At 64.0% G+C, this 25,007-nt stretch carries 20 protein-coding genes and 1 pseudogene; 9 read left to right on the top strand and 12 right to left on the bottom strand.

Translation table 11 applies throughout. The annotated features are described in order from the left end of the window. The first annotated feature begins 422 nt into the window (after positions 1–422). The gene (locus Pla133_RS25610; protein ID WP_145071120.1) at positions 423–806 is read left to right on the top strand and encodes a hypothetical protein; all 384 of its coding nucleotides are present in this window, start codon (positions 423–425) and stop codon (positions 804–806) included. Between the two features lie 119 nt (positions 807–925). Here the strand turns inward: Pla133_RS25610 and Pla133_RS25615 are convergent, their stop codons facing one another. Beyond that, on the bottom strand, positions 926–2,314 hold the full coding sequence (locus tag Pla133_RS25615) for a C-type lectin-like domain-containing protein (RefSeq protein ID WP_145071122.1): 1,389 nt from the start codon (positions 2,312–2,314) through the stop codon (positions 926–928). A 164-nt stretch (positions 2,315–2,478) separates the two neighbouring features. Then, positions 2,479–3,609: a tetratricopeptide repeat protein gene (locus Pla133_RS25620; RefSeq protein ID WP_145071124.1), complete on the bottom strand. Its 1,131-nt coding sequence runs from the start codon at positions 3,607–3,609 to the stop codon at positions 2,479–2,481. A gap of 347 nt (positions 3,610–3,956) precedes the next feature. On the opposite strand from Pla133_RS25620, the gene Pla133_RS25625 reads away from it, so the two are divergent. Further along, on the top strand, positions 3,957–4,235 hold the full coding sequence (locus tag Pla133_RS25625; protein ID WP_419192486.1) for a hypothetical protein: 279 nt from the start codon (positions 3,957–3,959) through the stop codon (positions 4,233–4,235). A gap of 65 nt (positions 4,236–4,300) precedes the next feature. After that, complete coding sequence (locus Pla133_RS25630) at positions 4,301–4,915, top strand: hypothetical protein (protein ID WP_145071126.1); 615 nt, start codon at positions 4,301–4,303, stop codon at positions 4,913–4,915. 165 nt (positions 4,916–5,080) lie between these two features. Here Pla133_RS25630 and Pla133_RS26835 read toward each other — a convergent pair whose 3' ends face one another. Beyond that, positions 5,081–6,187 (bottom strand): JAB domain-containing protein, encoded by a 1,107-nt coding sequence (locus Pla133_RS26835; RefSeq protein WP_419192487.1) that lies wholly within the window; start codon positions 6,185–6,187, stop codon positions 5,081–5,083. A 619-nt stretch (positions 6,188–6,806) separates the two neighbouring features. On the opposite strand from Pla133_RS26835, the gene Pla133_RS26840 reads away from it, so the two are divergent. Further along, the gene (locus Pla133_RS26840; RefSeq protein ID WP_419192488.1) at positions 6,807–7,184 is read left to right on the top strand and encodes a plasmid mobilization protein; all 378 of its coding nucleotides are present in this window, start codon (positions 6,807–6,809) and stop codon (positions 7,182–7,184) included. Next, positions 7,174–8,625 carry a relaxase/mobilization nuclease domain-containing protein gene (locus tag Pla133_RS25645; RefSeq protein WP_419192489.1) on the top strand — a complete coding sequence of 484 codons (1,452 nt, stop codon included), beginning with the start codon at positions 7,174–7,176 and terminating at the stop codon, positions 8,623–8,625. The genes Pla133_RS26840 and Pla133_RS25645 overlap by 11 nt, the downstream gene beginning before the upstream one ends. On the opposite strand, the gene Pla133_RS25650 is transcribed toward Pla133_RS25645, so the two are convergent. The 9 genes from Pla133_RS25650 to Pla133_RS25690 all read right to left on the bottom strand — a co-directional run bounded on the left by Pla133_RS25650 (position 8,622) and on the right by Pla133_RS25690 (position 20,462). Continuing rightward, complete coding sequence (locus Pla133_RS25650; RefSeq protein WP_145071131.1) at positions 8,622–8,936, bottom strand: hypothetical protein; 315 nt, start codon at positions 8,934–8,936, stop codon at positions 8,622–8,624. The genes Pla133_RS25645 and Pla133_RS25650 overlap by 4 nt on opposite strands. 37 nt (positions 8,937–8,973) lie before the next feature. Further along, complete coding sequence (locus Pla133_RS25655) at positions 8,974–9,333, bottom strand: hypothetical protein (RefSeq protein WP_145071133.1); 360 nt, start codon at positions 9,331–9,333, stop codon at positions 8,974–8,976. Between the two features lie 343 nt (positions 9,334–9,676). Beyond that, a complete protein-coding gene (locus tag Pla133_RS25660; RefSeq protein WP_419192490.1) occupies positions 9,677–11,269 on the bottom strand; it encodes a type IV secretory system conjugative DNA transfer family protein in 1,593 nt (530 codons plus the stop codon). 229 nt (positions 11,270–11,498) lie between these two features. After that, positions 11,499–12,947 (bottom strand): hypothetical protein, encoded by a 1,449-nt coding sequence (locus Pla133_RS25665; RefSeq protein WP_145071137.1) that lies wholly within the window; start codon positions 12,945–12,947, stop codon positions 11,499–11,501. Next, positions 12,940–14,109, bottom strand: coding sequence for a hypothetical protein (locus Pla133_RS25670; RefSeq protein WP_145071139.1), 1,170 nt, complete (start codon positions 14,107–14,109; stop codon positions 12,940–12,942). Before Pla133_RS25670 ends, Pla133_RS25665 begins: the two co-directional genes overlap by 8 nt. 1,578 nt (positions 14,110–15,687) lie before the next feature. Then, positions 15,688–16,569 (bottom strand): hypothetical protein, encoded by an 882-nt coding sequence (locus tag Pla133_RS25675; protein ID WP_145071141.1) that lies wholly within the window; start codon positions 16,567–16,569, stop codon positions 15,688–15,690. Between the two features lie 772 nt (positions 16,570–17,341). Further along, a complete protein-coding gene (locus tag Pla133_RS25680; RefSeq protein WP_145071143.1) occupies positions 17,342–17,881 on the bottom strand; it encodes a hypothetical protein in 540 nt (179 codons plus the stop codon). A 3-nt stretch (positions 17,882–17,884) separates the two neighbouring features. After that, positions 17,885–18,841, bottom strand: a complete 957-nt coding sequence (locus tag Pla133_RS25685; RefSeq protein WP_145071145.1) for a ParA family protein — start codon at positions 18,839–18,841, stop codon at positions 17,885–17,887. 1,261 nt (positions 18,842–20,102) lie between these two features. Then, the gene (locus Pla133_RS25690; protein ID WP_145071147.1) at positions 20,103–20,462 is read right to left on the bottom strand and encodes a hypothetical protein; all 360 of its coding nucleotides are present in this window, start codon (positions 20,460–20,462) and stop codon (positions 20,103–20,105) included. A gap of 735 nt (positions 20,463–21,197) precedes the next feature. On the opposite strand from Pla133_RS25690, the gene Pla133_RS25695 reads away from it, so the two are divergent. The 4 genes and pseudogenes from Pla133_RS25695 (at position 21,198) to Pla133_RS26850 (ending at position 22,948) form a co-directional block, all read left to right on the top strand. Then, positions 21,198–21,743, top strand: a complete 546-nt coding sequence (locus tag Pla133_RS25695) for a hypothetical protein (RefSeq protein WP_145071150.1) — start codon at positions 21,198–21,200, stop codon at positions 21,741–21,743. Then, complete coding sequence (locus Pla133_RS25700; protein WP_145071153.1) at positions 21,740–22,393, top strand: hypothetical protein; 654 nt, start codon at positions 21,740–21,742, stop codon at positions 22,391–22,393. Before Pla133_RS25695 ends, Pla133_RS25700 begins: the two co-directional genes overlap by 4 nt. Before the next feature lie 69 nt (positions 22,394–22,462). After that, positions 22,463–22,618: pseudogene (locus tag Pla133_RS26845) on the top strand (plasmid mobilization protein); the annotation flags it as partial. A 189-nt stretch (positions 22,619–22,807) separates the two neighbouring features. Beyond that, positions 22,808–22,948, top strand: a complete 141-nt coding sequence (locus Pla133_RS26850; protein WP_419192497.1) for a hypothetical protein — start codon at positions 22,808–22,810, stop codon at positions 22,946–22,948. Positions 22,949–25,007: the final 2,059 nt, after the last annotated feature.

Below are 25,007 nucleotides of genomic sequence, written 5' to 3' on the forward strand. Positions count from 1 at the left end.
TTGGGGGCTTGGAGGTTGGCCAACATTTCTCGCCCTTTCTCTGGAGGACGGTCTTGCGGTTCAGCTCGAGCGGGTCCGCCCGAAGATTCCGACCAGAACACGAGAGCTCACTCGTTGACTGGGGCACGCCCCCTCCAGCCACCACCACCCCCGCTTCTCCATGTTCAGATCCCCGCAGCCGCCCTCCTGGAAGGCCCGCCACCGCAGCCCCAGCCGCGACTCCAGTGGTCGCATCCGTCAGCGGTTGGGCCTCCTCTCCTGGCTCCGCATCCAGATACCGAGACTCGCTGACCGCCTTCTCTTCCTTGGGGACATCCGCTCCCCCTCGGTTCTCCGACCCCGCCTCACCTAGACCCCAGCTCATCGGGGACCAGGATGGTCCTGAACGCTCTCGCTCGCTCTACACGAAAGGACGACCCGCAATGACCTCAGGCACGATGAAGTACACGATCCTGACCGACAGTGGCAACGACGGAGACAATCCGGCCGCGCTCCGAGTCGAACTCGACCAGAACGCCGTCGTGTTCGTGCAAGCGACGGCCATTCGCAAGCCCGGCAAGGCCTGGTTCAATATGGCCATCTACAAGGATGGCTCGGAGGTAGCCAGCGTCGCGACCACCGTGAACCACAAGCACGACGAGGGGAAGTACACCCTGCTCCACGTCGAGGAGCTCGGCGCTGGCAGCCACGAGTTCCAGACCCGTCGGTCTGCGCGCAAGAGCGCTGGCCTCGAGCTCGGCGGCAACCAGGGCTTCAACGAATCCTCGCTCAAGATCTGGTACCTGCCGGGGGCCTGCCTGGACTGAGCGTTGAGTCCGTCGCTGTTCTGGCGACTCTCGCACCGTCTCGCACAACTAGCCCTGCACCGCCCGGCGAGGCCCGTCCTCGTCGGGCGGCTGCGTTCGTGCCCTACAGGCGCGCGCGCCTACACCTCCAACCGAGATACACCGCTGTAGAGGAGCGCCGCCGCCGGCGTGTACGCCACCGCGCGAAACTCGAGCATCAGGCCCGGCGGCAAGAGGCCCGCCGGGAAGCTCACTGGTCCCGTCTCATACGGGTTCGACGTCGCGGGGAAGTGCACCGGCGAGAAGGCCTGGAGCGAGAACCCGAGGCTGGCTTGGAAGAGACTGTCTGCGACGAGGCCATAGCTTGAGAGCGGGCCCGAGCCTGGGCCCCCAGGCGCCGGTGATAGTGACACCAGAACGATCACGCCGAGCGTGCTCGAGGGCAGAAGCGGATCGCCCGTCGGCTGCGGCACCATCTCGAGCGTCAGGTCGCCCACCCCCCCCCCACTCGTTCGCGCGACGAAGGGAATCGGGTACTCGGCGATCCAGGCCAGCGGAGGTCCTTCGTTGCATCCGTCCGGCGGCAAGTCGTTCCAGGCCGGCGCTTCCTCGAAGAGGTAGTGCATTCGGTTCTCATTGTCGCTCGGACACGCGTTGTTGGGCTGCTGCTGGAAGTGCTTCGGCAAAGACGGATTCCCCCACTCACCGGGGTACGGATCTCCAGGCAGAGCAACCTGGGACCCGTCCGGCCACAGCCACGTCCCCTGCGGCTCGCCGGAGCCTGGCACCTGGGCCCCGCCGAGCCAGGGGCCGATGATCCCAGAGAAGTCCGCCGGCGCAAGGAGCCCGCGAATGAAGGCGTCGCTCTGCGAGTCCTTCGGGCTGCCCAGGATCGCCCCGCGCGTGGCTGCGTTTGCCTCGGCCTGGCCCCAGGTTAGCGTCGCGGCCTCTCGGACGATCTCATAGCCGCGGCCGTTGTGCTCGAGGATCGCAACCGGGCCCTCGGGCGCCTGCACACCGAACTCGATGATGTAGGAGCGATTGGGGTAGTCGCTCGGTCCCGCATCATTCCAGGTGCCGCAGCCCATGGCGAACGCGTTCTTGCAGAAGTAGGCGAGCCAGTCCTGACCACCGCTCGTGTTGCCAGGCTGTCCGGCGGCCCAGTTGGTAAAGCCCCACGTCTCCCACGGAATCTGCACCAGGGGATCCGCCGTCAACCACATCCAGGATCCACCCGGCTCGGCGCCCGCTGGATCCTGGATGCCGCCCAGCCAGGGTCCGCGCACTCCCTGCGACTGGCCTCCGCTGTCCATCTGCCAGAACGAGAGATCGTCGGCGACGAGCCCGACGATGAAGTCGTTCTCAGCAACGCTCTCCGGCGTGGCCAAGTAGCCGCCTGCCTGCTCTGCGAGAACGCGCGCCTCCGGCCAGGTTACGCTGGCTTTGACCGGAAGATAGGTATGTCCATTGCCGCCGGCCTGGACGCTCCACATCACAGCACCCGGAGGACTACTCTGCGCGGCCGCCATCGGGAGGCCTGCGATCGTGAGAAGTCCCGCTCCAACCATTGCTTGGTTCTTCATGACCTCATGAACGCACGAGAAGCGAGAACTATTCAGGTCACGGCTCGAATCCAGGAGACGGTTGACCAGCTTGCAGCCCGACCAAAGAGAACACCAGGCTTCTTCAGGGATCAGCCGCCCTTGATCTTCTCAGCGATCTCGAACACTCGATCAGCATCGTCGTTGCGCCCGAGGTATCTCAGGGCCCAACCCTTCATCCTGTGCAGGCCCTCCCGGCCCGGCATCAATTCGAGAGCGGCATTGATGTGACCAAGCGCCAGCTCCCAGGCATCTGTTGCGGCGGCGTCCTCCCCCGACGATGAGAGTGCAATCGCCTCGTTGAAGGTCGCAACTGCGATCGAGCGCTGCAACGCGGCGCTTTCAGGGAACTGCTCAAGGCCTGCCTCGGCGGCCTCTCGAGCCTCAGCGTGGAAGTTCCGGCCATCGTCGCTCTCGGACACTTTGGCGAGGTCTCCAAGACAGTTGACGAGAAGGGCGTAGGCATCCTCGGAAGGCGCGATGTCGAGGGACTGCCGCAAAGGCTGCTCGGCGGCACCGTACTGACCCGCGTCCTTCAGGCTGCTCCCGAGAGCCGTGTACGGCTCCGCGAGGTGCGGCGCCTCTTCGATCGCCTGTTCGGCGTAGTCGATGGCGCGCTCCAACATGCCGAAGTCTCGCGCGGCGCCAGATAGGTTCGCCAGCGCTGCAGCTCGGGTCCGCCGGTCGTCCAACGGAATGCGCGCGAGAGCCTCTTCATAGCTGCCTAGTGCTTCCTTAGCGTTGCCGAGGAAGTGCTGAGCAACCGCTCGGAGGTTGTGGCCGTCTGCTCGAGACGGCTCCCTGAGAATGAACTCTTCGGCGTTCGCGAGGGCCGACTTGTACTGCTGTGCGAGCAGGCACCATTGACCCCGAAGAAAGAATGTGCGCGCGTACCCTGGCAGCAGCCGTTCCGCGTCTCGCAGGAGGGCGTACACGGCCTCAAGATCAATGTCTGACAGCGTTGCGCTGGCTTCCATGGTCCGGGTGACGTTCGAGCCCATTCGCGCCGTCGCCTCGTCGAGCTTCTTGTCCACCTCAAGCAGCGTTGCCAGCTGGACATCCTCTTGATCTTTGACAGTGTTGAAGACCCCAAGAGTGAGGCCAGCTAGGGCGGCAATGGTGACCACCCATTCGCGCAGTTCCTTGAAACCAAACCCGCCCTCTACGCGTTCCGTGGTTTGGGTGGCACTGCTTTTCTCGCGGTCTCGGCTGATGTCGTGCATGGTCAGGTCGGTGGTAGGCGTGCTGGGGTATAGGCGTGCACCACCGGGACTGCTACGGTTCCGGACGCTCGGTATTCGTGGCGGCCGTGCCCTTTGCTAGCGGAAGACCCGTCGTCCACCGCCGGCGGCCTCCCCTGTCGCACACAGGTTCACGTGCGCCCCTTGCCCCGCCTTGCCTTCGGGCGGATTGAGCGTGCGCTGATCCTGGCGGGGTCCCTCGCCCTGCAAGGGCCCGTGTCCTCGCTCCGCTTCGCTGCGCCGAGGGCCGCGCCAAACCCTTGCACGCCTTCGCTTTTCCCCCACCGGTCGGACAGGCACATCAACCGCCAACGACAAGGAGAAGCATCATGGCGAACAACAAACCACACGACACCATCCGGGACGGCAACCTCAAGGCCACGATCTGGGCCAACCAGGGCAAGAACGGAACCTTCCACACGCTCGATCTGACCCGCAGCTACCGTACCCAAGACGGGTGGCGCGACACCACCGCCGGGTTCAGCAGCTCCGAGCTCCTGCGCATCGCTCGCCTGGCCTACATCGCCTACGACGAGATCGCCCTCCTCCGGGCTGCTGGCAGCGGATCCGAAGAGGTTGCGACCCCAGACGATGGGAGGCGAGGATGAGCCAGGGCCCATCCTCTAGCCGTCGGCAGATCACTCTGCCGGCGGCGACGCGGACCGGAAGCCCGGTGCCCTGGCTGACGAGCATCCACTCGACGATCAACCGTGGCCACTGGGGCGCCTCGTCCTACCGAGGGAACTGCGGTGGGTACCTCATCAAGGACCTGCTGGCCTTCTACGAGCCGACCCACGTCCTCGACCCGATGACGGGCAGCGGCACCTGCCAGGACCTCTGCAAGAGCCTGAAGGTCCCCTGCACCAGCTTCGACCTACGTGCCGGCCGGTGCGCCGGCGAGGCTGGCTCCTACGCCGACCTGGAGCCCTACGACTTCCCCCCCTACTGGCGGATGATCCGCTACGGCGACGACCCACGGTGCTTCTCGAGGGCTCCCACACTCGAGGAGTTTATGGGACGCCTTGGCGGGATCCTGAAGTGCTGCCAGAGCGGCCTGGCGCCCGGCGGCAAGATCGCCGTGCTGATCGGGGACTACCACGATCCGGGGCTTGGTCGGCAGGTGCCCCTGAGCACCCTTACGACGAGCCTAGCCATCGACCGGGGCCTGTGGCCCGCCTGCACGCCGATCATCCGGTTGCAGCACGGGAACGCGTCTTCCAGGCGCTCGCACAGCTCAGCCTTCATCCCGGGCGTCCACGACACCTGCCTGGTGTTCGAGCGCGCCTAGGAGCCGCCCAGAGGGGGGGCTGGCTCCGCGTCCTCCCCTCTCTCCCTACTCCCCACGACGGACGCAGCCCCTTGCAGCGTCGTCGAGTAGGACGGCCACATTTGCTCGTTGCAGGCGGGCTCACGGAGCGGAACATGCCCTTGCGAAGGATCGGAGCGGGCCGTTCTAGCTGGGTTCAGGGCCGTCGTCGTGGTCGACCGCATCGGGAAGCGGTCGATAAGGACTCCGCCCGATCAGCCTCTCAGCCTCGCTTCGGTGGTAGGTGCCGGAGGTGACTGTCTCGTCCCACCACTCTTCACCGGCGCGCTCGACGACCTCGTCGATGTCCTGCAGGAGACTGCTGCATGCGGCTTCAAGCTCGTGCGCACGATGGGTTGGCGCTGAAGTGACCGCCGGTCGTGATGGAAGATCGGAAGGCAGGGTCAACACCGTGCCGGCGCTCTCGCAGTAGAAGCGCGTAGTCGAACCAACGATCAGCGCGTCGAGAAGCGGGATGCCCAGCACCTCGCCCGCGGTCTTGAGTCTCTCTGCGACCCGCTTGTCCTCGATTGACGGCGCCACGTCACCGGATGGATGGTTGTGGCCCACGATGACGGCCGCGGCGTTCGCCAGTACACCGGCCTTGAACACCTCGCGAGGGTGCACCAGCGTGTTACTGGCCGTTCCGATCGAGACGATGTGGGCGTGCGTGAGCTGGTGACGGCCGTTCAGATAGAGAGCGGCGAACTGCTCGCGGTCTGACCGCCCGATCAGTCCTTGGAGCAGTTGCGCGGCATCTGCTGGCCGCAAGACCTTCCCGCCGCAGGCCTGCGCCCAGGCGTCGGAGAGTAGCGTCTCGATCATCCGGATGGCGGGCCGGGCGGCGGGGCTCGCGATCGTTGTTGTCGGCGGGCGCCCCTTCGACGGCGCTGCGTAGGTCGGCGGATCCTCTTCGCGCGCATCCCCCGGAGTCTCGCGGACCTCATCCAGCTCTCGGCGCACCTGGCTCAGCGGTCTCGAGGCGAAGTGCAGGTCACGTTCGACCCGCAAACCGCCGGGGCCTTCCAGGGCCTCGAGCTCGGCCAGGCTGATGTAGCCCAGCTCCACCTCGTGACCACTGACCAGGCCGAAGAGGGTGTCGTCGCCGTCGAACTCGGTGATGAACCACGTCCATCCCGCCCATGGCGTGAAGAGCTTCGCGTGCACTATGGGGTCCGCCGTGTGCTCGGTGGCATAGAGCCGCGGCAGAGCGGCCCGGAGTTCATCTGGCAGCAATGGCGGCGAATCGGACATCGATCAGCGATGCCACGATTCGGGCTCCAACGTCAACCGCCGCGACGCGACCTCTCCACCTGCTGCCCGGCATGGCGGACAGGGGGCCGCATACAAGCCATGCGTACGTAGGCACCCGGCCCCGTTCCTTGACGTCGGGAAGGGAGTCGGGATAGAGTGTGCAGGTAATCGGGTAGCCAGATGTGTTTTTGTCGGACAAAAATCCCCTTCGGGCCCCTCCGGGGATCTGGTCGGGGCTTCCCCCCCGAACGAGGACTCGATGCCCATGACTGAGTGCTGCGCATCAGGCCCCCGTGGGCATCGCCCGCAAGCGCATCCGGCAGGCGGCCGCTCCTTGCGGCAGGGGCTCGCCCCTGGAGGCGACCAACCCTCCGGATTGGATGGGGCCAACGGTTCGCCGTTGGATCGCGACCGCGGGGGACTTCGCTCCCCCATCGGACACCCCGCGACCAGGATCAGGGGAGCCTCCGAGCTCCCCTCCTGGACCAGTCCCCATGGCCAACCCTGCGCGGGTTGGATGCGCGCCACCGGATCGACGGTGGACCCCGACCAAGGGCTCGCTCCTTGGATAGCGACCAATTCTCGGTCCTAGGCCCGAGCGAAGGAAAGGAGAACGGCGATGGCCAGACCGGCGAAGCAACCTGAAGAGCGGCGCTCAGCGCGTGCAGAGACGCGCCTGACCGTTGCCGAACACGAGTACGTTCGCCAACAGGCCAGGATCGCCGGGCTCGAGGTTTCTGAGTACATCCGCCGCCGAATCCTCGGGTACGAAGTGCCCTTCGGCGCGACTCGTCGCACCGACCCCGCCCTCATCACCGAACTCAACCGCCTGGGCCTTGAGCTCAGTGCGATTGGCAACAACGCGAACCAGCTCGCCCGCTCGAGCAACGCGGGCCGGCAAGCTCGATCTTCCTGGACGGCTACCGCGAGCCGGATCAACGCGCTCGGGGACCAGGTCTCCGCTGCCCTCGAGGCGCTGGTTCTCCGTGATTCCTAAGCTGCACAAGAAGGGACGTAGTTTCGCCGGGGCAGCGGCCTATCTCCTGCACGACAAAGACCATGCCGAAACCAGCGAACGAGTCGCCTGGACCGCGACGCGCAACCTAGCGACGCACAACCCGGAAGCCGCGTGGCGCGTCATGGCCGCCACAGCCATGGATCAGGCACGGCTCAAGGAGGAAGCCGGGATCAAGGCTACTGGCCGCAAGTCCAAGGAGAGCGTGCTCCACATCACACTCTCCTGGCACCCGGATGAAGCCGACAAACTCACGCGCGAGGAGATGATGGCGGCGGCTGACGGTGCCCTGATGACTCTCAAAGCCGACCGGCACCAGGCCCTGATCGTCTGCCATTCAGATGAGCCACAGCCGCACGTACACATCCTGCTCAACAGGGTCTCCCCCGAGGACGGGCGGCTCCTCTCCTCCTCGAAAGAGAAGCTCGCCCTCTCGCGTTGGGCGGAGCGCTACGAGCGTGACCGCGGGCAGGTCCTGTGCGAGGAACGCGTCCTGAACAACGCCGCTCGCGACCGTGGCACGTACGTGCGCGGCCGCGCCGACAGGCCTCGGCACATTGTCGAGCTCGAAGCGGGCGCGCCGGGCACTCTATGGGCGACGCGCCTGCGCGAACAACAGCGCGAGAAGGACCTCAAGCTCAGCCGCAAGTCGAGAGAACTGCGTGAGCGCCATGCCCAGGCGTGGAGAGATCTCGATCTCAAGCACGACACGGACAAGGTCGCCCTGAAGGTGTCTACGAGGCGTCAGGTCACGGTCGCCAGGCAGGAGGCCGGCGCCAGGTTTCTGGACCGCTTTGCAGCGCTCGCCGTCGAGCAGGAAGCGGAACGAGAGGCTTTCGCGGCGCGAGAGGCGACCCTCTTCGGCAAGGGCCTCAACACGCTGCGCGCGATCGATTGGTCCGGACTTCTTCGCCAGGAGCGGCGAAGCGCAGCGATCCGGGAAGCGTTTGGGCTCCTCGCTGGCCGTGTCGGTCCGCGCAGCGAGACGCTCCGCCGGAAGCAGCAGCGCGAGACTTTGGCGCTCGAGCGGGAAGAGCACGCAGCGAAGCACCAAGCGGCCGCCGGCGTGCGAGGCGAGGCGGGGCAACGCCTACAGTCCCTACGGGATCGCTACCTCCTCGACCGGGCGGGGCTCCAGGTCGAACACGCGGTCGATCGTGCCGAGCTCGCGCAGGACTGGCGTACGCGGCGCCAGGAGCGCGCTCAGGCGTGGGAGAAGGCGCGAGAGTACGAAGCCACGCACACGTTCGAGCGCGTTGCGACACCGGATGATGAGCGTCGGCGGGCCGCAGCGGCCTTCATGACGCGGATGCGCAAGGCACGGTCTGAACGGCAGCGCTCTGAGCCCCTCTCGCCCGGCGAGGCCTTCCGCAAGCAAGCTCGGCGCGCCGAGCGTGATCGCGAGGGCGGGATAGAGCGCTAGGTCGACTCCCCACCACTCTTCGCACGCTCCTCATTCTCACGAACCATCTCTGCAATCCGGTAGACGACGCGTGGGTAGACCAGTTCAAGCGGGAGGCCGTTCAAGGCGGCTTCCCGAAGCGCCGTATCGCTGATTGACCTGGAACACACCCCGCGCTCCGAGGCGTAGTCGTGGGCCCTCCAGACCACATCAGGCATCCAGAGCATGCGCCGCCTCCCCTTTTCAGGAAGGGGGATAAATGAAGGTTCGAATCGGAGCATCTGCTCGATCTCCTCCTCCGACTCAGGCTTCTCTACAAGAAAGACACGCATGTCTATGCGTAGCACAGGTCTGGCCTACAACGCAAACTTAGAGGCCCGCTCCACGATCTAGCTCTGGCTGAGCAGCCTGGTTGAACCGCGCGCGCAGCGAAGCCTCCCGATTGAATCTCGCTGATAGAAGAGAGCCCTTCTCCCTCTCCTTCGCCTCTCCAACCCTGGATGCAACCTCGTTGAAACGCTCGTGGAGCCGGAACCGCAGGTCAGGCGGGCCGCCCGCGGCCACGGGCTCCCAGACAACTCCCTGATAGCCGCCTCCAGGAACGGGAGCCGGACCAACCGGAGGCCTGTACTCGAGAGTAAGACCCCCAGGATCTTTCGGAGGGGCCCCGCGGGCCGCTTCGTTGAAGTCTTTGGTCAGGTCGCCATCGACCTTGATCTCGTCGCTCATGGCTGGTTCCTCACGATGTTGAGTCGGTCCGCGGCTAGTTCCAGCCCGCGATGCAGGACCATCGCGCTGTACTCGCTTGGCTTCGGGTCCATAGGGATCAGGAGAAGAAGGGGGCGGTTGCCCGCGTGAGGTGAGCGCGGCTCCCGTGCAACGCCCGTGACACTCCAGTAGATGGTCTCCGCCGCACGGCCGCGTCTCGGCTCTTCAGTCCAACGCGCGTGCGGGAGACCAACATGTTCAGCGAAGAACAATGCCGCAACGAACATAGCAGCGCGGCGGCGGAAGGCCCGCCACCGCAGAGATCGCTGAAGCCCGAGAGCAAGATCTACATGCTCGTTGGATTTCATAGGAAGACCTTGAGCAAGCGTTCCCACACGCCGCGGCGCCGGTAGTACGGATTGTGTCGCGCGCGCACCCTAAGCCTCGGGTTGTCCAGGTAGCTCTGGCGGTGGGATCTAACCGGAGGAAGGTTCGAGATCAGGGAGACCTGCTCTCGATCACCGAGCGTCCGCAACTCCCCTACCGACAGGAGCGGTCGCCTGCCTTGATTCATGTTCGTCGTGAAGCCCGTGCTTAGATCGGTAACCAGCGTAGGGTCGCTGTTCACGGAGTGCTGGTTGAAGGTCGCCTCGCCGCTGAGCTTGCTGAAGGTCTCCAGCGTCTCAACGTCGCTCGTCGACCCAAAGAGCGTCACAACATCGACGCCGAGGAACTCCCTGTAGGAGTCACCGTAGAGACGCTTGAGCGCAGCCAAGAACTGGACGAGCATCACGATGCGTAGGTGCTGCCGATAGAGGGCCAGCGAGCGGAGCAAGGTCGACATCCTCGAGATGTTCTGCAGCTCATCGACTAGAAGTGTCACCCTCCTGTGCGCCTTGTCGCGCGCGATCAGCTCGGCCGCAAGGGAGATCACAAGCGCGATGTAGCCACTGAGGTTTTGAATCCGCTCGGGGGGGACCCCGAAGTACACGGCGACAGGTTTCTCCCCACTCTTCAGCGTCGAAAGATCTACACCTCTCATGCTTGTACTCCGCGCCAGCGCACCATCAGCATGGAACGGCTGCAGGGCATCGCACGCCGTCCCAAAGACCCCGCTCCACTCCTTCGGGCTCCGGGTGTAGGTCGCCCCGATGCGGTTCCCGAACCGCGCCAGCTCGCCGTGGAAGGCTGTCGAGTCCATCATCTCTGCGACGGCCGCCTCGAACGTCTCGGGATCAGAGAGGAGAAGAGCGCGCAGACCCGTGAGGGTGACATCGCCGTCCCGGTGCCACAGGAGAAGAGCAAGCCCGGTCAAGAGCTCGCGACCAGCAGACAGAAAGAAGTCGTTGTCGGAGTTCTGCCCCTCCCTCTCCGGTACGAGGAGCTGACACACCATCCACATGTCGTCCACGGTGTTGCGATCTGTGATGAAGCCGAACGGGTTGAACCCCGCATCGACGATCGGATCAGCACCCGGAAACCTGGCATTGTAGTCATCGGCGTAGGGGCAGATGCAAAGCACCTCGTGCCCCATGGCGCGATGCGCTGACGCCGTGACGTAGAAGAGCTCCATCTTCACGTCAACGGCGAACACACTCTCCGCCTGAGCTCCATCCAGTGCCGAGCGCAGCAAGATCTGCGCAGCGCAGCTCGTACTCTTTCCAGCCCCGGGACCGGCCAGAATGAGCTCTGAGACGAAGTCGTAGCTGATCTCTCTTCGGCTCTCCGGCTCGATGCCAAGGAACACCCCCTTCCCACTCAAGAGCCCCTTGGCCTTGAGCTCCTTCCGCGTCGCAAACTTCGAGGAGGGCTGTCCTGCGTTGGAACGCGTCGCCCGCCCTCGCGCTTGCCGCACAGCGGCGGCCACGTCCCACCTCTCCCATCCAGCGGCGAACCGTGTGACGGCGACAATCCACCCGATCGCAGCCGCGACCGCAGCCACATCGTCCCCAGCCATCGCCTGCGGCCAGAACCACCACCCTATGCAAAGTCCACAAGCGGACAGGAACCACGAACCAAGCCAGCCTATCGGTTCCGCGCGCGTTACTGCTCGGCCAGACATCTCACCACTTCTCACGACGACCTCGTCTCAACACGAACGAGTCTGCCGGACTCAGCGCTCAGAGCCAGCGCACACAGCGCTGCGTGCGCCGGCCAGAAGGCGCTCTGTTTGTTGCGCCGGGTGATCACCGTGTGCCACCGGCGGCCTGGTGCGCGGCCCGAGCCTCGTCGAACGCGGCTCCCACCCACGGCTTCAGAAGGCCCACGCTGTTCGCGATCGTCTCGCCGCTGGCAACAGCCCGGAAGAAGTCCGCCTGACTTTGCGGCCCGGCGTCGAGGCCCTCGAGCCCGGGCGTGAAGATCGACAGGATGCGCGTCGCAGGGTTGGCGCTCCGAAACGACTGGACTCGCTGCAGGGCCCGCTGTCGGTCAACGTCCGTCACGCCGCTGTGCAGGCTGCCATCGTCGCCGATGATCACGAGGATGGGGAGCGCACTTGCATCGCCGCGTTCGAGCTGGTTCACAGCGACCCGGACACCGTGTGACATGTCGACCGTCGCGCTGATCGTCGAGAGCTCCGGTTGAGCGCGCGTTCCATCGGGATTCTCTCGGCCTTCGACCAGATCTCGCAGCGCCTCAAACCCAACGTTCCTGCCGCCACCCCCCATCGAGCGTAGCGGGAAGACCTTGGTATCAGTCGGACCGGCACACATCACGATGCCGAGCTCGACCAGGTGCCCCTCGCCGACCATGCTTTCCACAAGGCTCAGCGCCGCTGCGCCAGTCTGCTTGATCTCCGCCGCTTGTGAACCGCTGCAGTCCTGCACGACCACAACCCGGACTGATAGAGGCGCCACGACGGGCTTCGGCTTGTAGATCTTGACGCCGATGCCTTCGCTCGGATTGAGTGGTGGGTCGACCGGGAACGTCGCGACGCGACCTTCTCGTGCGGCGCTCATGACGGCGGTTGCGTCGCTCCCCCACCCTGCAAGCGCGCCGCCCTGAGCACCCAACCACGCCGACCAGAAGCGTTGCACGCCTCGCTCGTACGTACCGGGAAGGGTCTCCGTATCCACCATGTGGAACCGCATCCCCTCCAACTGCGTGGCGCGTTGTCGGGTCCCGAGTGGTGTCTCGAGCGCAGATGCGCCGATGTGGCCATCTGTCCCAAGCATGTCTGGGCCCCAGATCCAGTCAGCCTCACGCGGGACTCGATAGAGAGGGCTTCCGACGAGCACAACGTCGCCGCGTGCCTCGGACTGCGCGATCAGGTCGACCACCCTCGGAAGGTCGATCACGTTGAGGTGCTGCGCCCGCTCTGGATCGAGGGCGATGCGCTGCACGATTGCAGCCTTCATCGCCTTGATCTTCGGCGCGGCGAGCCGCAGGCGACGTTGCTCGTTTCCCTCCGGCACCTCGAGCGTGGCTAGCCCTGACGGCGCCAGCCCGTCGAACAGCTTCAGTTCCCGTCCGGGCTCCTCTTCGAGCACAATTGCGACGACTGCGATGAGCACGGCTTCAGCCGTCTCAACGCGCATCTCGGACGGCACCACTACGGAGAGGGACTGCGCATGCGAGACGGCCATGAAAGGCGTCAGTAGCAAGGACGCGATGGTTGTGAGGGTCTTACGCATGGGTTCGGGTACCTCTCAAGAAGGGGTTGTCGTCTTCGTCCGTGTCAAGGTCTTGGATCGCGTGGGTCTCGTCTTCCGAGACGGCGCTTCTAGGGCTGATCTGGAGTTCTCTGTCCTGCAGTCGGTCCGCGTCTCGGGCGATCTCCAGCTTCGCGCGCCGCGTGCGGTAGACGACCACGGCGTCTTCCGCCACGTTCCGGCGCCCGATCTCGATCCGATCCATTCGCCCTTGGAAACCCGCGAGCAGCTTGCCTGTCGCGATGCGCTCTTCAGCCGCAGCCTTCGACTCGCGCTCGAGCGTGCGCACGATCTTCGGTTTGCCGAGGGTCCAGCTTCCGTGCTGGTGGAACTCGCGCGAGATGCACAATCCGAGCGCTGCCGCACCGCAGATCTCGCCGAGGACGGCAAAAAGCAGCACAAGAGGTGGTCCCGACCGCGAGCCTGGGGCTTCTTCCTCTTCGGGAGGCGAATCGCCCCTCTGCTGATCAAGCAGGTCGCCCAGGTCGATCGAAGCGAGGCTCTCGATGTCGATCTGCGCCTCCGCTGTCATCGTTGCGCCGTACTCCGTCAAGAACGCGTAGGCCCACATACCAATGAGCGACACGCCGATGACACACAGCGCGGTCAGGAGCCGAGTCTTCGCTTGCTCACTCTGCAGAACCTTGTCCCCCAGGACCTCCAGGAGGATCGCGGCTACGAGAGGGAGAAAGCCGAACCGAAGGCCCACATGGAGGTCATCAACGAACCCGCCCTCGACGAGAAGCTGGCCGAGCTGCACAACCGACATCGCCATCAAGATCAACGCCCCGAGGATTGCAGCCAGGACCCACAATCGCTCGAAGGCGCTCCACGGTATGCGCCCATCTCGCGGCACCGGCTCGTAGCGCCAGAAGCGCTTCAGGTCGCGCTGCCGCGCTTCATCTTGATTCTCGTTTACCGCGATCTGGCGCCCGAGGGCCTCGATCGCGAAGACGGCCTGGGACCGCACTTCGGCAACATCCTCGTCGTAGCGCCGCTCATGCACGTCGCGTAGGAACGCCTCTGGATCTTCGGTCTCGGGCGAGAACGCGATGGAGATCGCGTCCGGCGAGACTCCTCGAAAAGGAAGAAGTGGGCGCGCGAGCTCGGCAGCAAGTGCGGCCCAATCAGGGGCTTCGATCACGCCCCCGAGAAGTTCATCTGTGGCACGTTCCGGAGGACTCTTGGGCCTGTCTTCATCGTCTCGATCAGGTTCTTGGGGCAAATCTTCCACCTCGAACGCTTGCGCGCTCCACTTCTCCCGCCACCACACGGGCGGCGCCTTCCATGCCGGCACGCAACAACGCGCGCCGGTCGTTCCTCCTCCGCCGTCTGAGCCAGTCAGCTCATCGCGTGGCCTCGATGCCTAACGCCGCGTCCACGGCTGCCTTGGCCAGCGATTGCGTCACGGCGGCAAATGTCAGTCCAGCCGACCTGCCCGCCGTCATGCCGCCCGCATGCCTCGATCACCGCAGCATGGACCAGGCGCCTCGCCGTTGGCTCGGCCGATTCACCGCGCAGAAGTCGCGTGCTGGCCTCGGGTGGCATCGGGGCCAACGCGTAGCCCATCCACTCCAGCGTGACGATTGCGAACCGCTCCTCTATCCCGCGACGGTTCACCCCTTGGTCTCCGTCGTTGAGGCAGCTTCTGCCGCTGGGCTCTGCGCAACGTGCTGCGGGTCACCGCTGTCCCCCTCCGGCCGCGCCCCCTCCCCCATGGGGCTGCGTGACCGCCGGGGCTTGCGCAGCCGCGGTCGGATCTCGACCCGAAGGCCTATCCCTGCCAGCGAACGGGCGAGGCTGTCACCCAGCTCACGCAGCACGAGCCGCCGCCGGTCTTCTTCGGCGATCTCAAGCGGCCGGATTGCCGCCCGCTTGGCGCGGGCAGAGAGCGGGGCTGCCTGGATCTGCTCGATTAGCGCCCGTGATGAAGGATCGGCCGCCTGACGCGCTGTGACACGCCCCTCAGCAGCACGGGCGAACTCGTCGGTGAAGGACTGGAAAGGCGGCGACGTGGGAGAGCTGGGCTGCGAGCTGCGCATAGCACCCATTGTAACCCACGGGGTGACTTTGGTCCGCCAAGAACGGCACCGCGCGGGTGCCTTGCTCTAAGGTGCTACTGATTCGTCGCTTACGCCGCCTAGCTGCCGCCGGGCCTGAGACGGGCGCTTCCGAAATGATGGCGCCGCCTTCCTTCTCACCACCAGCTCGACCTCGTCGAGGCCAAGCGTAGTGCCACCGCCCGACAGGCAAACGCGATCATTCTTGATGGTTAACGAAACGACTCTCTTGCTGGCCCCCTCCACGAGCTCCAGACGACGGGACTCCAAGATCAGGCGAACATTGACGACAAAGTCGACCCGTTGGGGCATTGGGATCCCATCAGTGACGCCACCTGCACGCGCAATGAGGTCAGCAAGCTCCTCTATTTCCTCGTCAGCCGTCTCAGTGACCATCCGAACACGGAGATGTTTAGCCGCTGCAGCGAAATCATCCCGCAGCCCGGCATCTAGAGGCCGCTTCTCTCCACTTGGAATCGCCCCGACTCCCTCATCTGCACATCCCTCTCCTGCGCGGGGATACCTAGCGCTACCAGACTGCTCAATAGTGCCAGAGTCCCGAGCCGATGTCAAACTTGAATGGGCCTTCAGACTTTCCCGCAGCGCGCGCGCACTTTCTTTGTCGGGAAGGAACCACTTCCCGTTCTTGCTTGAGGTGGACTTCATGCGGGATCGATCACATTGAGTAGGTCAATAAACCCACGCTCGTTGACGACGTAACGGTCTTGATGGTCATCGTTATAGTGCACACCTCCACCGCCAAGGCTTCCGGTGTCCAGCAGCCCACCGTACCACATCTTGTCGAACGCCGTGCCCACCACTCTCGGTCGTCCGGTGGTGACAGCTATGTCGAGGATCGAACGGAATGCCACCTCAGAGAGAGCCGCCGCAGCGCAGCGCTTCTCAGGCCCGTCGAGCATTACGACGTAGCTTAGCGCATGCGCGATGTTCGAGATTGTCCGTGCCCACCGGAATGAGACCTGTACCGGTTGATTCAGAAGTCCAAGATACACGCGCCATACGCGATACGAGGTGCGCTCCGCATCGAGTGCGAGCTCGACGCTCTTGTCTTCGAGCGAAAGCGTAGGGGTGGATGCGCCTGAATGTGGAAAGCCGCGCCGGAGTACCTCAGAGGTCGGTGCTAGCTGCCCTGGATTGAAGTTCAGGTCACTCCGGAGTAGGCGCGCCGTCTGAGCTTGAGCCATCGCCAGGCTGCTCTGGCTGGCCGCCCATTCCGCGAGCATCATGGGGTCCCCAGACCAGCGATAGAGCCGTGCAAATTCCTCGGAGGCAAACGTCAAATGCCGGATGCCGGCGCCGTCAATTTGCATTGGCCGTGAACCGTCTAGATAGGGAAGCTCGTCGGACGCCTTCGACCAATGAAGCGTTCCGACATGCACATCGCCCGCGTCCCGCTCCCAGGCCGCGATCATCGCTCCGGGCACCGATTGGTCGCTGCGCAACTCCTCGATCTTTCCGCGCTGCCCCTCCAGCTGCTCAAACGCAGCGGCTAGCTCGGCGTGTTCCCGCGTGTGATAGGCCAATCGGGCCATCGCATTCCCCAGGAAGGCGTGAGCCCGGATGCGCGTAATACCCCCCCCCGGCAACTCCCTCCATTGTGCTCCGTCCTCTAGCCAGTCCACAAATCCCCGGATGAGGTCGACGCCCTCGTGGAGAATGCCTCTACCGTCCCCCAGGGTGCCCTGCGTATCTCCCATCCATCGCCCACGAATTGACAGACATTCACCCCGCGCTGCGCCAAGGGCAGCGTGGCGATCAACCTCCTCGCGCGACTGCAGCCCACCCCTCTGGTGCAGGGCAGTTTCGGTGAGCTCCTGGACAGTATCGAGGAGCGCCTTTGACCCTGTTAGCCGGGCCTCATTGATCATCAAGAAGACATTCCGGAGGACCGGAGAACTCTTCTCGAGATCGGTGGTCGAGATCGGGCACTGCAGCGGCGCGAGATGCCTACCATCGAATAGACCAACCCCGAACACGCCTACACTCCGCCTCGCTGCAATTTCTTCCCTTCCGCGTGGCGTACACGTCTCCGTCGAGCCCACACCGCCGCGACGCGATCGGCGCAACGGGTGACCATTCGTCGATGTGTGGATGCGGAGTAGCCTCCCGACTCTGGGGACGGCGAATTCCTTACGGACCAAGGTGACCCAGGGAGGGACTGCCCACGATCCGAGCCACGGCCAGGGCGTACCACTGGCCTATCGTAGCATCGGGAGTCTAAACGAACCGACACGCTTCGCGCCCCCCTCCCCCACCGTCGCGCAAGCGCGCAAGCAGAGGTGGTCGGGGAGGGACTCACCCCCCCTCCTGCCGCTCGAGCTCTGCGATCGCCTTCTTGATGCTCTCCGCGATGCTCACGGGGAAGTTCTTGTGGGCGACCGATCCGTACTTCCCGCGCCTGCGGACGTTGTTCAGGTCCAAGTAGTCTCGCGCGTCGTAGAGGGCCATGATCGCCGCCTCGAGGACCTCTCCCCCATGGAGGTTCGGCTCAGGGCCCAGGTGGACCATCTGGTCGACGATGATCGCGAGTCTCTTCTGCCCCTCTGGGCTGATGTTCGGTCGCGCACGGCCACCGATCGAACTCGTTTTATGTCGCCCTTTGCGGCGGGGCGCAGCTTCAGTCTTGTGAGCGCCTTCTAGTGTGGTCTCAGTCTCGGGCTTGGGGGAGGGGACGACTGTGGTCTCAGTCTGGGGCCGAGGCGGCACGACAGGTTTGGGCCTCCCCTCCCCCATCATCTCGTCCAGGTAGTCGCCGCTGCGGATCGGCTTGTCTCGCACGGGCTTCTCGATCCCGTCCAAGAGTGTCAGCCCCTTGGGTATGCCGCGGCGCGCCATCTATCAGGCCTCCACAGACGCGTCAGCGGTGCGTGACGGGGCGACCGGCTGCACGTCGACCACGGGCTCAGAGTCGCCGAGCGCCTCCTCCCCCTCTGGGCTCTGGTCGATCGGCTTCGGGTTGCCCAGCTTGGCGAGCACCTCGTCCGCCAGCATCATGAACTGTTCCGAGGCCGGCTCTCCAGGTGCGTGCTCGTGGATTGATTGTCCGTAGAGCGTCGCCTCTCGATGTCGAACACTGTCAGCGATCTCGACATTGAAGAGGTCTTGTGGATCGAAGACCCCCTCGAGGTAGTCGCGGATCTCCTTGTCGAGGTTCGTTCGCTTGACTTTTGACAGGAGAACTCCGAGTAGCGTGAGGTCCGGGCGATACCGATTGCGAATCTGAGAGACCGCCTTGAGCAGCATCTTCAACCCCTTCAAGTCATAGCCGGACGGGATGACCGGAATGATGAAGTAGTCCGCGGCAATGAGGGCCGTTGTCATAACCAGACCGAGCTCGGGGCCTGTGTCAACGAGGACGAAGTCCCGCTTGCCTCGCAAGGTGTCGAGCGAGTTCTTCAGGCGGCGACGCTGGTCATCCTTCAGCCCATCCGCATCGAGATCCGTGATCTCTTGGGTGGCGAGGCGCTCTTGAACATGGGCATCGAACCTGAACTGCACCGTCGAGATTCCCCGGCTCCCCGGGACCAGGAAGAGCCGCCCGCCAAGCCGGTCCGGGAACGACATCTCGATCTGATCCGCCCCCTTCCCCGAGAGGTAGGCGTCCACGACGGTGTACTGATCCTCGTGGAGCTCCTCAGCCTCCTCGCCGAAGGCTTGGGTGGCGTTCGCTTGCGGGTCGCAGTCCACCACCGTTGCGGTGTAGCCCCGCATCGCGAGGGCCGAGGCCAGGCTGATGACCGAGGTCGTCTTGCCGCAGCCACCCTTCTGGTTGGAGATCGTTATCACTGTCGTCATCGGGGCCCCGCTGGTTGTTTCCGTTGTTCGACCTGAGTGTGCGCCTCCAGAGACCCTCGAGTCAACGGTCTGAGACCATAGTCTCAGACTTGTCCACAGGGACTGTGAGACTCTGGTCTCAGACTGGCTTGCCTGGTGCTGGTGGGGACGTCGGGGCCCTCGCCCTGGCTCTGTGGGCTGCTTCCCGTTTGGTGGGCCCCACGGGTGAGCTCCCGGGTGACTGACTCGGGCGCCTCCTGAGATCCGCCGGCCAGCCCTAGGGCTCGTGCTGTTCGGAGAGCCAAGCCCCCCCTCCCCCACGATCCGGTTCCTGGGGGGGTCTGGCCGATGTGCAGTGTGAGACCAGTCTTAAGGGGCCGCGCAGAGTCTGAGACTACAGTCGTTGCCCCACTCGCTGCGATGACGGAATTGTGGTCTCAGACTCACATCTCGGGCGCAAGGACTGCAGAGGTGGAGCTCTGAGCACATCTGTGCCTAGGCGGCTCCCGGCGGCCGCCGGGCCTCTGGAAGACGCTGCCGGGTCCGACGGTTTCACCGAGAGTGTGTGGCAGGCTAGGAGCCTCCGGGGGGATCTAGCCTTAGTCGGGTTGGAGGGGAGGGGGCTGGCGCCTGTTCATCCACAGGTTTTTCTGGGCACCCGCTTCTGAGTGTGTGACCGCAACAACTGAAGGCGCTTGGACTGAGACTATAGTCTCAGTCTAGTTTTTAACTGAGACTATAGTCTCAGTCATGTGCCCCGCTGCTGGTCGCTAACTCAACCTGCGTAAGCACTTCGACTTTGAGACCATAGTCTCAGTCTCGATTCTGACTGAGACCGCTCTACATTCTGACTGAGACTACGGTCTCAGTCTACCTCGACTCTGAGACCACTGCCGAGGCTAAACCCGGGCCTCTTCATGGGTTGCAGTCGTTGACGGCTCCCTCGCGAATCACCTACATCTGGTGTGTAGAGATCCGAGCGCCCCCACGGGTGGGGGTGCGATCAACGACCAAGAGGAGGCGCGGAGCCGCTCAAGGACCCCAGATACGAAAAGACCACCCCTGCGGGTGGTCCTTCAGAGCCTGTTCCGCTCCAGGGAAAGAGCGACGCCAGTCAGGCGGGCGGGAGATCAGATACCCGAACCTAGCCCAGATTGTGCGTCGTCGTCAACCCCTGGAGTAGACCAGCTCCAGGGGAACTGTGTGCCTTCCGTGCCTCGCCAAGGAGGCGCACATGCCCACGACGACCACCCTAACGGCCCCAAGAAGGCCGAAAACCCCCTCAGCCTTCCAGCCAGGACGACACACCGTCCCGGCAATCGAGGGCCGCTACCGCAGCATCAAGGCCTGCGAGCTCGCGCTCGCCTGGTGGCTCCTGCGAGAGGGCCATCTGAGCTTCAGGCAGCTGCGCTGCTACTTCGCGATCCACGAGATGGCAGAGCGGCGCAACTACGGCCGCACCAAGTCCACCACCGAGAGGCCAGTCTTCCAGCTTCGAGAGCTCCGGGCCCTGGTCGGTGGCGCAAAATCCGACACCGCCATGCGCGCCCTCGCCGGCGATGTCCGCCAGCTGGCACAGATTGGCCTGGTGAGCCTCGAGGACCACGCCGTGCGCTTCGCGCGGAGTTTTGAGGACATCCACCTCGGCGGTGGGGGAGGGGAGGGGCAGCCCTGCAGCGCTTCTCAGAGCTGGTGGGCCATGTTCCAGGCCACCCCGAACCGCCAACGCCGGGTGCCGGTCCCACGCCGGCTCCTGCGGGCCTTGGCTGGAGGCTTCCGACGCGCCGAGACCGGCTACGCCCTGGCCGCCCTCATCTGCTCGGTCTTCTGGGACCGCCGTACGGGCCTCTACGCGACCGATGGGCGCATGAAGGGCTCTTGGGTCTCTGAGACCTTCGGGCTCAGCCGGCGCGCTGTGACGGATGCCAGGGGGCGTCTGATCACCTTGGGGTGGCTGACGCCCCTCGAGGTTCCGCAGTGGGCGGCCAACCGCTACGGCGTCCACGACGTCGTCAACGTGCACTGGAAGCCGGCAGACGCTGAGGGGCAGGCCAGCTCGGAAGTGCCTGCAGAAGCATCCACAGGTGCTGTGGACCGAGCTGGGGGCAGGTCTGTGGACAACCCCGAAGACCCGGTTTGCCCTGCAGGTGAATCTGCTAGCCCTCAGCCTCAGATTGCAGGTGAATCTGCTAGCCCATGGCTAAACAGGTTCTCTTCCTCTACGAGGAATCTAGAAACCAGAAGGCTTGGGGCAAGACCCCCAGGCCCCCCTGTTGTTTCAAGAACGTCGAAGGGGAAGGGGGCCCCGAAGGCACCGCCTCGACCAGCACGATTGCAGGATGTGCAGGTAGCTGATCTCACCAGAACCGATCGGTTGATGGAGCTCTACGCTCAAGCTTGCAACGCTGGCTTGGCCCAGGGCGGAGAAGCTGGACAACTTGAGTTCTTCTCCCTGACCAATCGCGCTTTGTGTAGAGGCAACCGCCCTGGCGCTCTGTTGACGTGGTTGCTGCGCGAGAAGCGCGCCGACTGGATTACCCAGGCTGATGAGGATGCCGCAGCGACCCGGCTGCGTGAGTTTCGCGATGGCCCGGCAGTTCGCTCGTCAGCACTTGCCGACCTGACAGCAGGGGTCGCCGGACGTGGTGGGGGAGATGAGGGGCGCCGCCGCTTGAGCCCCGAGGAGGCCATCGTTGAGCGCTGCATCCGCCTCGCCAAGAACCACCGGATCGCAGACCCTTTCACTATCGCCCGTCGCGCAGAAGGCTGGACCCGCGACCAGTGGGATCTGGCCTCTCTCAGCTACGAAACCACCCAGGCCCGGCAGTGGTACCGCGAGGACGACCTCGGCGATGAGATCGACCGAGACTTCGCGGCGGTGGCCGCGGTAACCAGCACCTGGAAGGAGGAGTACGACCGATGACCTTCTACTTCGGGTTTGCGACAGACGACCGTTTCTACTTGGCCGCCGATCGGCGGCGGATCTGGAAGGACCCCGTTGAGAAGGTCGAGGACGACAATCCGAAGCTCCACGAGGTCAACACCTGGACCTACCTCGTGGGAGCAGGCTTCATGTACTTCGTCGACGATGTGGTGGCTCCACAGTCACCCGAGGCCTTTGGCTCGCGCCGAATCGACACCACCCGTCTCGCGGAGGCGATGCCGCTGATGAACGAGCAGTTGGCGGGGCAACACGCTGACGTCGCTCGACAGACGACGGTTGGAGACCCTGAGAAGCTGTTCTCTCAGTTCACGGTTGCCGGGATCAACGCCAGCGGCATGCCGTTCAGCTGCGATTGGCTCTCCACGGGTGGTTTCCAGCCTCCTCGGGTGGGAGGAAGGCACTCTCTGTTCCTTCCACGTGGAGATGCCAAGGAGAACACAGCGCTGCGGGCGATGATCAACGAGCTCCAGCGCCTGGCATTCCAGAAGCGATCGCTCGAGGACCTTGCGGCCGGGGCGCAGCAAGTCCTCGCGTGGGTCGCGCTGCGCGACGAGTCCGTGAGCGCGGCTGGGGACTTGGTCTCGATCGGACCCGACGGAAGCAAGGAATTGGAGCTACCCCCAACGTGAGGGTCTCAGAGAGGGTGGATTCTCACGATTTGTTGTGGGCCAGAGAATTCGTCGTGTCATGCTCCCGGAATGCAAACGCCGCGAGGACGAGGGCGCCCGAAGCTGTCCGCCGGGGAAGGTCGCGAAGTCGTGATCAAGGTGCGGGTGCGTGCTCATGAGCACACCCAGATCCAGAAGGCAGCGGCGAGGGAAGGGGTCTCGGTTTCGGGGTTCGTCCGCGAGGCAGCCCTCGGCAGCGGTTCCCAAACGAAAACACCCCGGTGGGCGGTGGTACGCCAACCGGGGCTTGTGCATGCCTGGGGGGATTTCCGGGGAAGACCCCAGGCTGTCTGCAGGGGGCAGACGCAGCAGTTGTGTACGCGTCATTCTGGTCCCCTTGTTGATTCTCAACAACCCCCCGGGAAAGGCCATTCCATGGCCAAGAACGAGAAGACCTCTAAGAAGGTCGCTTCCAAGGCTTCGAAAATCCTGAGAAACCCCAAGTCGACGAAGGCTCAGAAGGCCGTCGCTGCTTCGGCTCTGACCCAAGCTCCGGACAAGAAGAAGCGGAAGTAGACCCGATATTCGGGTCTTGTTAGGCGGGGGCGGGGAGGAGACTCTCCGCCCCTCAGCTTCGAGGTCGACTAGACGAAGCCTTGTGCACAGCCAGTCGATCGGCGTCGGTTGTCAAATTCAGACGTGCCGAAGAGGGTCCATGCTGCCGTGCAGCACGCGTTGGATCAGGACTTCGTCATCGGCGAAGGTGTAGAAGGCGGTGTGGGTGGGTCGGTACCGCACCTTGAAGGTGGGGGAGTCCTCTGGGCGCTCGCGCCCAGGCGCGGAAGACCGCCATGTCGGGTCCTGACGGGTGCATGGGAGGAGAATCTCTCCCGGTGTTGCGAAAATCACCGACCGCCTCTTCGAATAGGTCCCGATGGCGAGATTGCCTTTCGGCTCACCCGGCCGGATCGAAATCGAGTAGCGTCCTGTTCAGAAGAGGTTGACCTGTCAGCCTGACCCCCGGTCAGTGGCAGCCTCTTCACGACTGCTACAACCCCATTAACTCATGAAATACACCCTAACGACCCTGATTGCCGTCGCCGCCCTCTTCTCACCACTCACAATAGCTAGCACGGCAACACCTTCTCCTAGCGAGACGAACGGAAAGTGCTGTCGACCCTCATATGTAGGGCCCCCTCCGGGCTGCTCCTTCGTGGATTGCCTCGACGCCGCAACCCTCACATGCCAAGGCAGTGAATTCGAGGTTGCCCACGCGGGCGTTTGTGAGGTTCAGCGTCCAGCAGACAACTGCCAACCCTCTGGAACGACGCCGCACACAACTAAAGAGGTTCAATGTGAAGTGTACACCGGAGGCTGCGAGCCGGGCGAGGCGCGGTGCATTTGGACTCTCTACCCCAACGCAGATGAAGAGACTGAAACTGTCGCCGAGTGTAGCGGCAACACGTGTTCCTAGCCGGCTATAGATAGACCACCAACCGCGGCCACAGTCGAAGAATCAGGACCTCACAAGCCCCTAGGCATGTACATCATCGCTCTACTCGTAGCGCTTGCCCAAGGCCCCGCTCAATCGACCGAAGCCGCGGACCACAGCCTTGGGCAAGCGCTGGCCCAAGCTGTGGTCTCGCCGCTTCAAGCTCTTCCTCGGGAATACCAACTGATAGAGTCGGTGAGGTCGCTCGCCCTTCCAGCGAACGCCGGAGGAAGGCCACTCCCCTTCGACCCCACCCATGCTATCGGGGCGATGTCAGTCTCCACGGATAGCAGCGCCTTGATAGAAGCATACTTCGAAGAGCAGCTCGGCAGGCCGAACTCAAGGGCGATCTCGAATCACACGACACAACTCCTTGTATGCGGCTCTGGAGTATCCCTTCAGCTTGGATTCGCCGAAGGTGAAGTGGTTCAAGAGCTCGCCGTCCGGCCACCATTTGCCCTAGTGACTGCAGATTCAGGCCGGCAGGTCAGCCTTCTTCCCAGCCCAGCTATCACTGCGGCGTCACTCAGCCGCACGATTCAGCCGCTAAACCTTCAATCAGACTTCCTGCTATGGCTTGGCAGCCTACCGTGGGACGTGACGGCGACAGACGAACCCCGAAGCCATTATAGAATTGAAGCCAAGACCAACAAAGGGCTCTCCCATTGGATCATCGATCTCGCGCTAGAGCCCCCTCGGATCCTTGCCGTTGAAGCCCGCGCCGAGAGTGGCTTAACTCTAGGTAGCATCTGGCATTACGGTGATCACCAAGGCAATTCAACTGAACAGGCCAAACCTGTTACCGCATCTATTCTTCCAAATTCAATTCTAAACTACTCATTTGTTCCCAATGCGGAGAACGTCGTTCACCTTCGGGACATCGAAGAATTCGTCGCAGCAGCGGACCTCTATTCTGAACCCTACATTGCCGCCCTGCCAGTCTTAGCCCTCTACCCAGAGACAGTTGTCGCTGACTTGCGACATCAGTCACCTTCCGTGTATCGCCCGGGAGGCGATCCGAGTGTCTTGCCCGATGCACTCCACGAGTTCTTTTGCCATCGAGAGAGCACCCAGCATACCCCTTGGTCTCGGGCAAGCTTCCTTCGAGTACCACGGGAGCCTAGCCTCGGCGACTAGGCGAAA

It is taken from the genome of Engelhardtia mirabilis (genome assembly GCF_007748095.1).
In the GTDB taxonomy this organism is placed as follows: Bacteria; Planctomycetota; UBA1135; order UBA1135.

What these genes read in the sequence shown, in the direction of transcription:
- Pla133_RS26850 (WP_419192497.1), top strand. Translation starts at nt 22,808, where the DNA reads ATGGCCAAGAACGAGAAGACCTCTAAGAAGGTCGCTTCCAAGGCTTCG.
- Pla133_RS25695 (WP_145071150.1), top strand. Translation starts at nt 21,198, where the DNA reads ATGGAGCTCTACGCTCAAGCTTGCAACGCTGGCTTGGCCCAGGGCGGA.
- Pla133_RS25625 (WP_419192486.1), top strand. Translation starts at nt 3,957, where the DNA reads ATGGCGAACAACAAACCACACGACACCATCCGGGACGGCAACCTCAAG.
- Pla133_RS26835 (WP_419192487.1), bottom strand. Translation starts at nt 6,187, where the DNA reads ATGTCCGATTCGCCGCCATTGCTGCCAGATGAACTCCGGGCCGCTCTG.
- Pla133_RS25610 (WP_145071120.1), top strand. Translation starts at nt 423, where the DNA reads ATGACCTCAGGCACGATGAAGTACACGATCCTGACCGACAGTGGCAAC.
- Pla133_RS25680 (WP_145071143.1), bottom strand. Translation starts at nt 17,881, where the DNA reads ATGGCGCGCCGCGGCATACCCAAGGGGCTGACACTCTTGGACGGGATC.
- Pla133_RS25685 (WP_145071145.1), bottom strand. Translation starts at nt 18,841, where the DNA reads ATGACGACAGTGATAACGATCTCCAACCAGAAGGGTGGCTGCGGCAAG.
- Pla133_RS25655 (WP_145071133.1), bottom strand. Translation starts at nt 9,333, where the DNA reads ATGAGCGACGAGATCAAGGTCGATGGCGACCTGACCAAAGACTTCAAC.
- Pla133_RS25620 (WP_145071124.1), bottom strand. Translation starts at nt 3,609, where the DNA reads ATGCACGACATCAGCCGAGACCGCGAGAAAAGCAGTGCCACCCAAACC.
- Pla133_RS25665 (WP_145071137.1), bottom strand. Translation starts at nt 12,947, where the DNA reads ATGCGTAAGACCCTCACAACCATCGCGTCCTTGCTACTGACGCCTTTC.
- Pla133_RS26840 (WP_419192488.1), top strand. Translation starts at nt 6,807, where the DNA reads ATGGCCAGACCGGCGAAGCAACCTGAAGAGCGGCGCTCAGCGCGTGCA.
- Pla133_RS25700 (WP_145071153.1), top strand. Translation starts at nt 21,740, where the DNA reads ATGACCTTCTACTTCGGGTTTGCGACAGACGACCGTTTCTACTTGGCC.
- Pla133_RS25650 (WP_145071131.1), bottom strand. Translation starts at nt 8,936, where the DNA reads ATGCGTGTCTTTCTTGTAGAGAAGCCTGAGTCGGAGGAGGAGATCGAG.
- Pla133_RS25660 (WP_419192490.1), bottom strand. Translation starts at nt 11,269, where the DNA reads ATGGCTGGGGACGATGTGGCTGCGGTCGCGGCTGCGATCGGGTGGATT.
- Pla133_RS25615 (WP_145071122.1), bottom strand. Translation starts at nt 2,314, where the DNA reads ATGGCGGCCGCGCAGAGTAGTCCTCCGGGTGCTGTGATGTGGAGCGTC.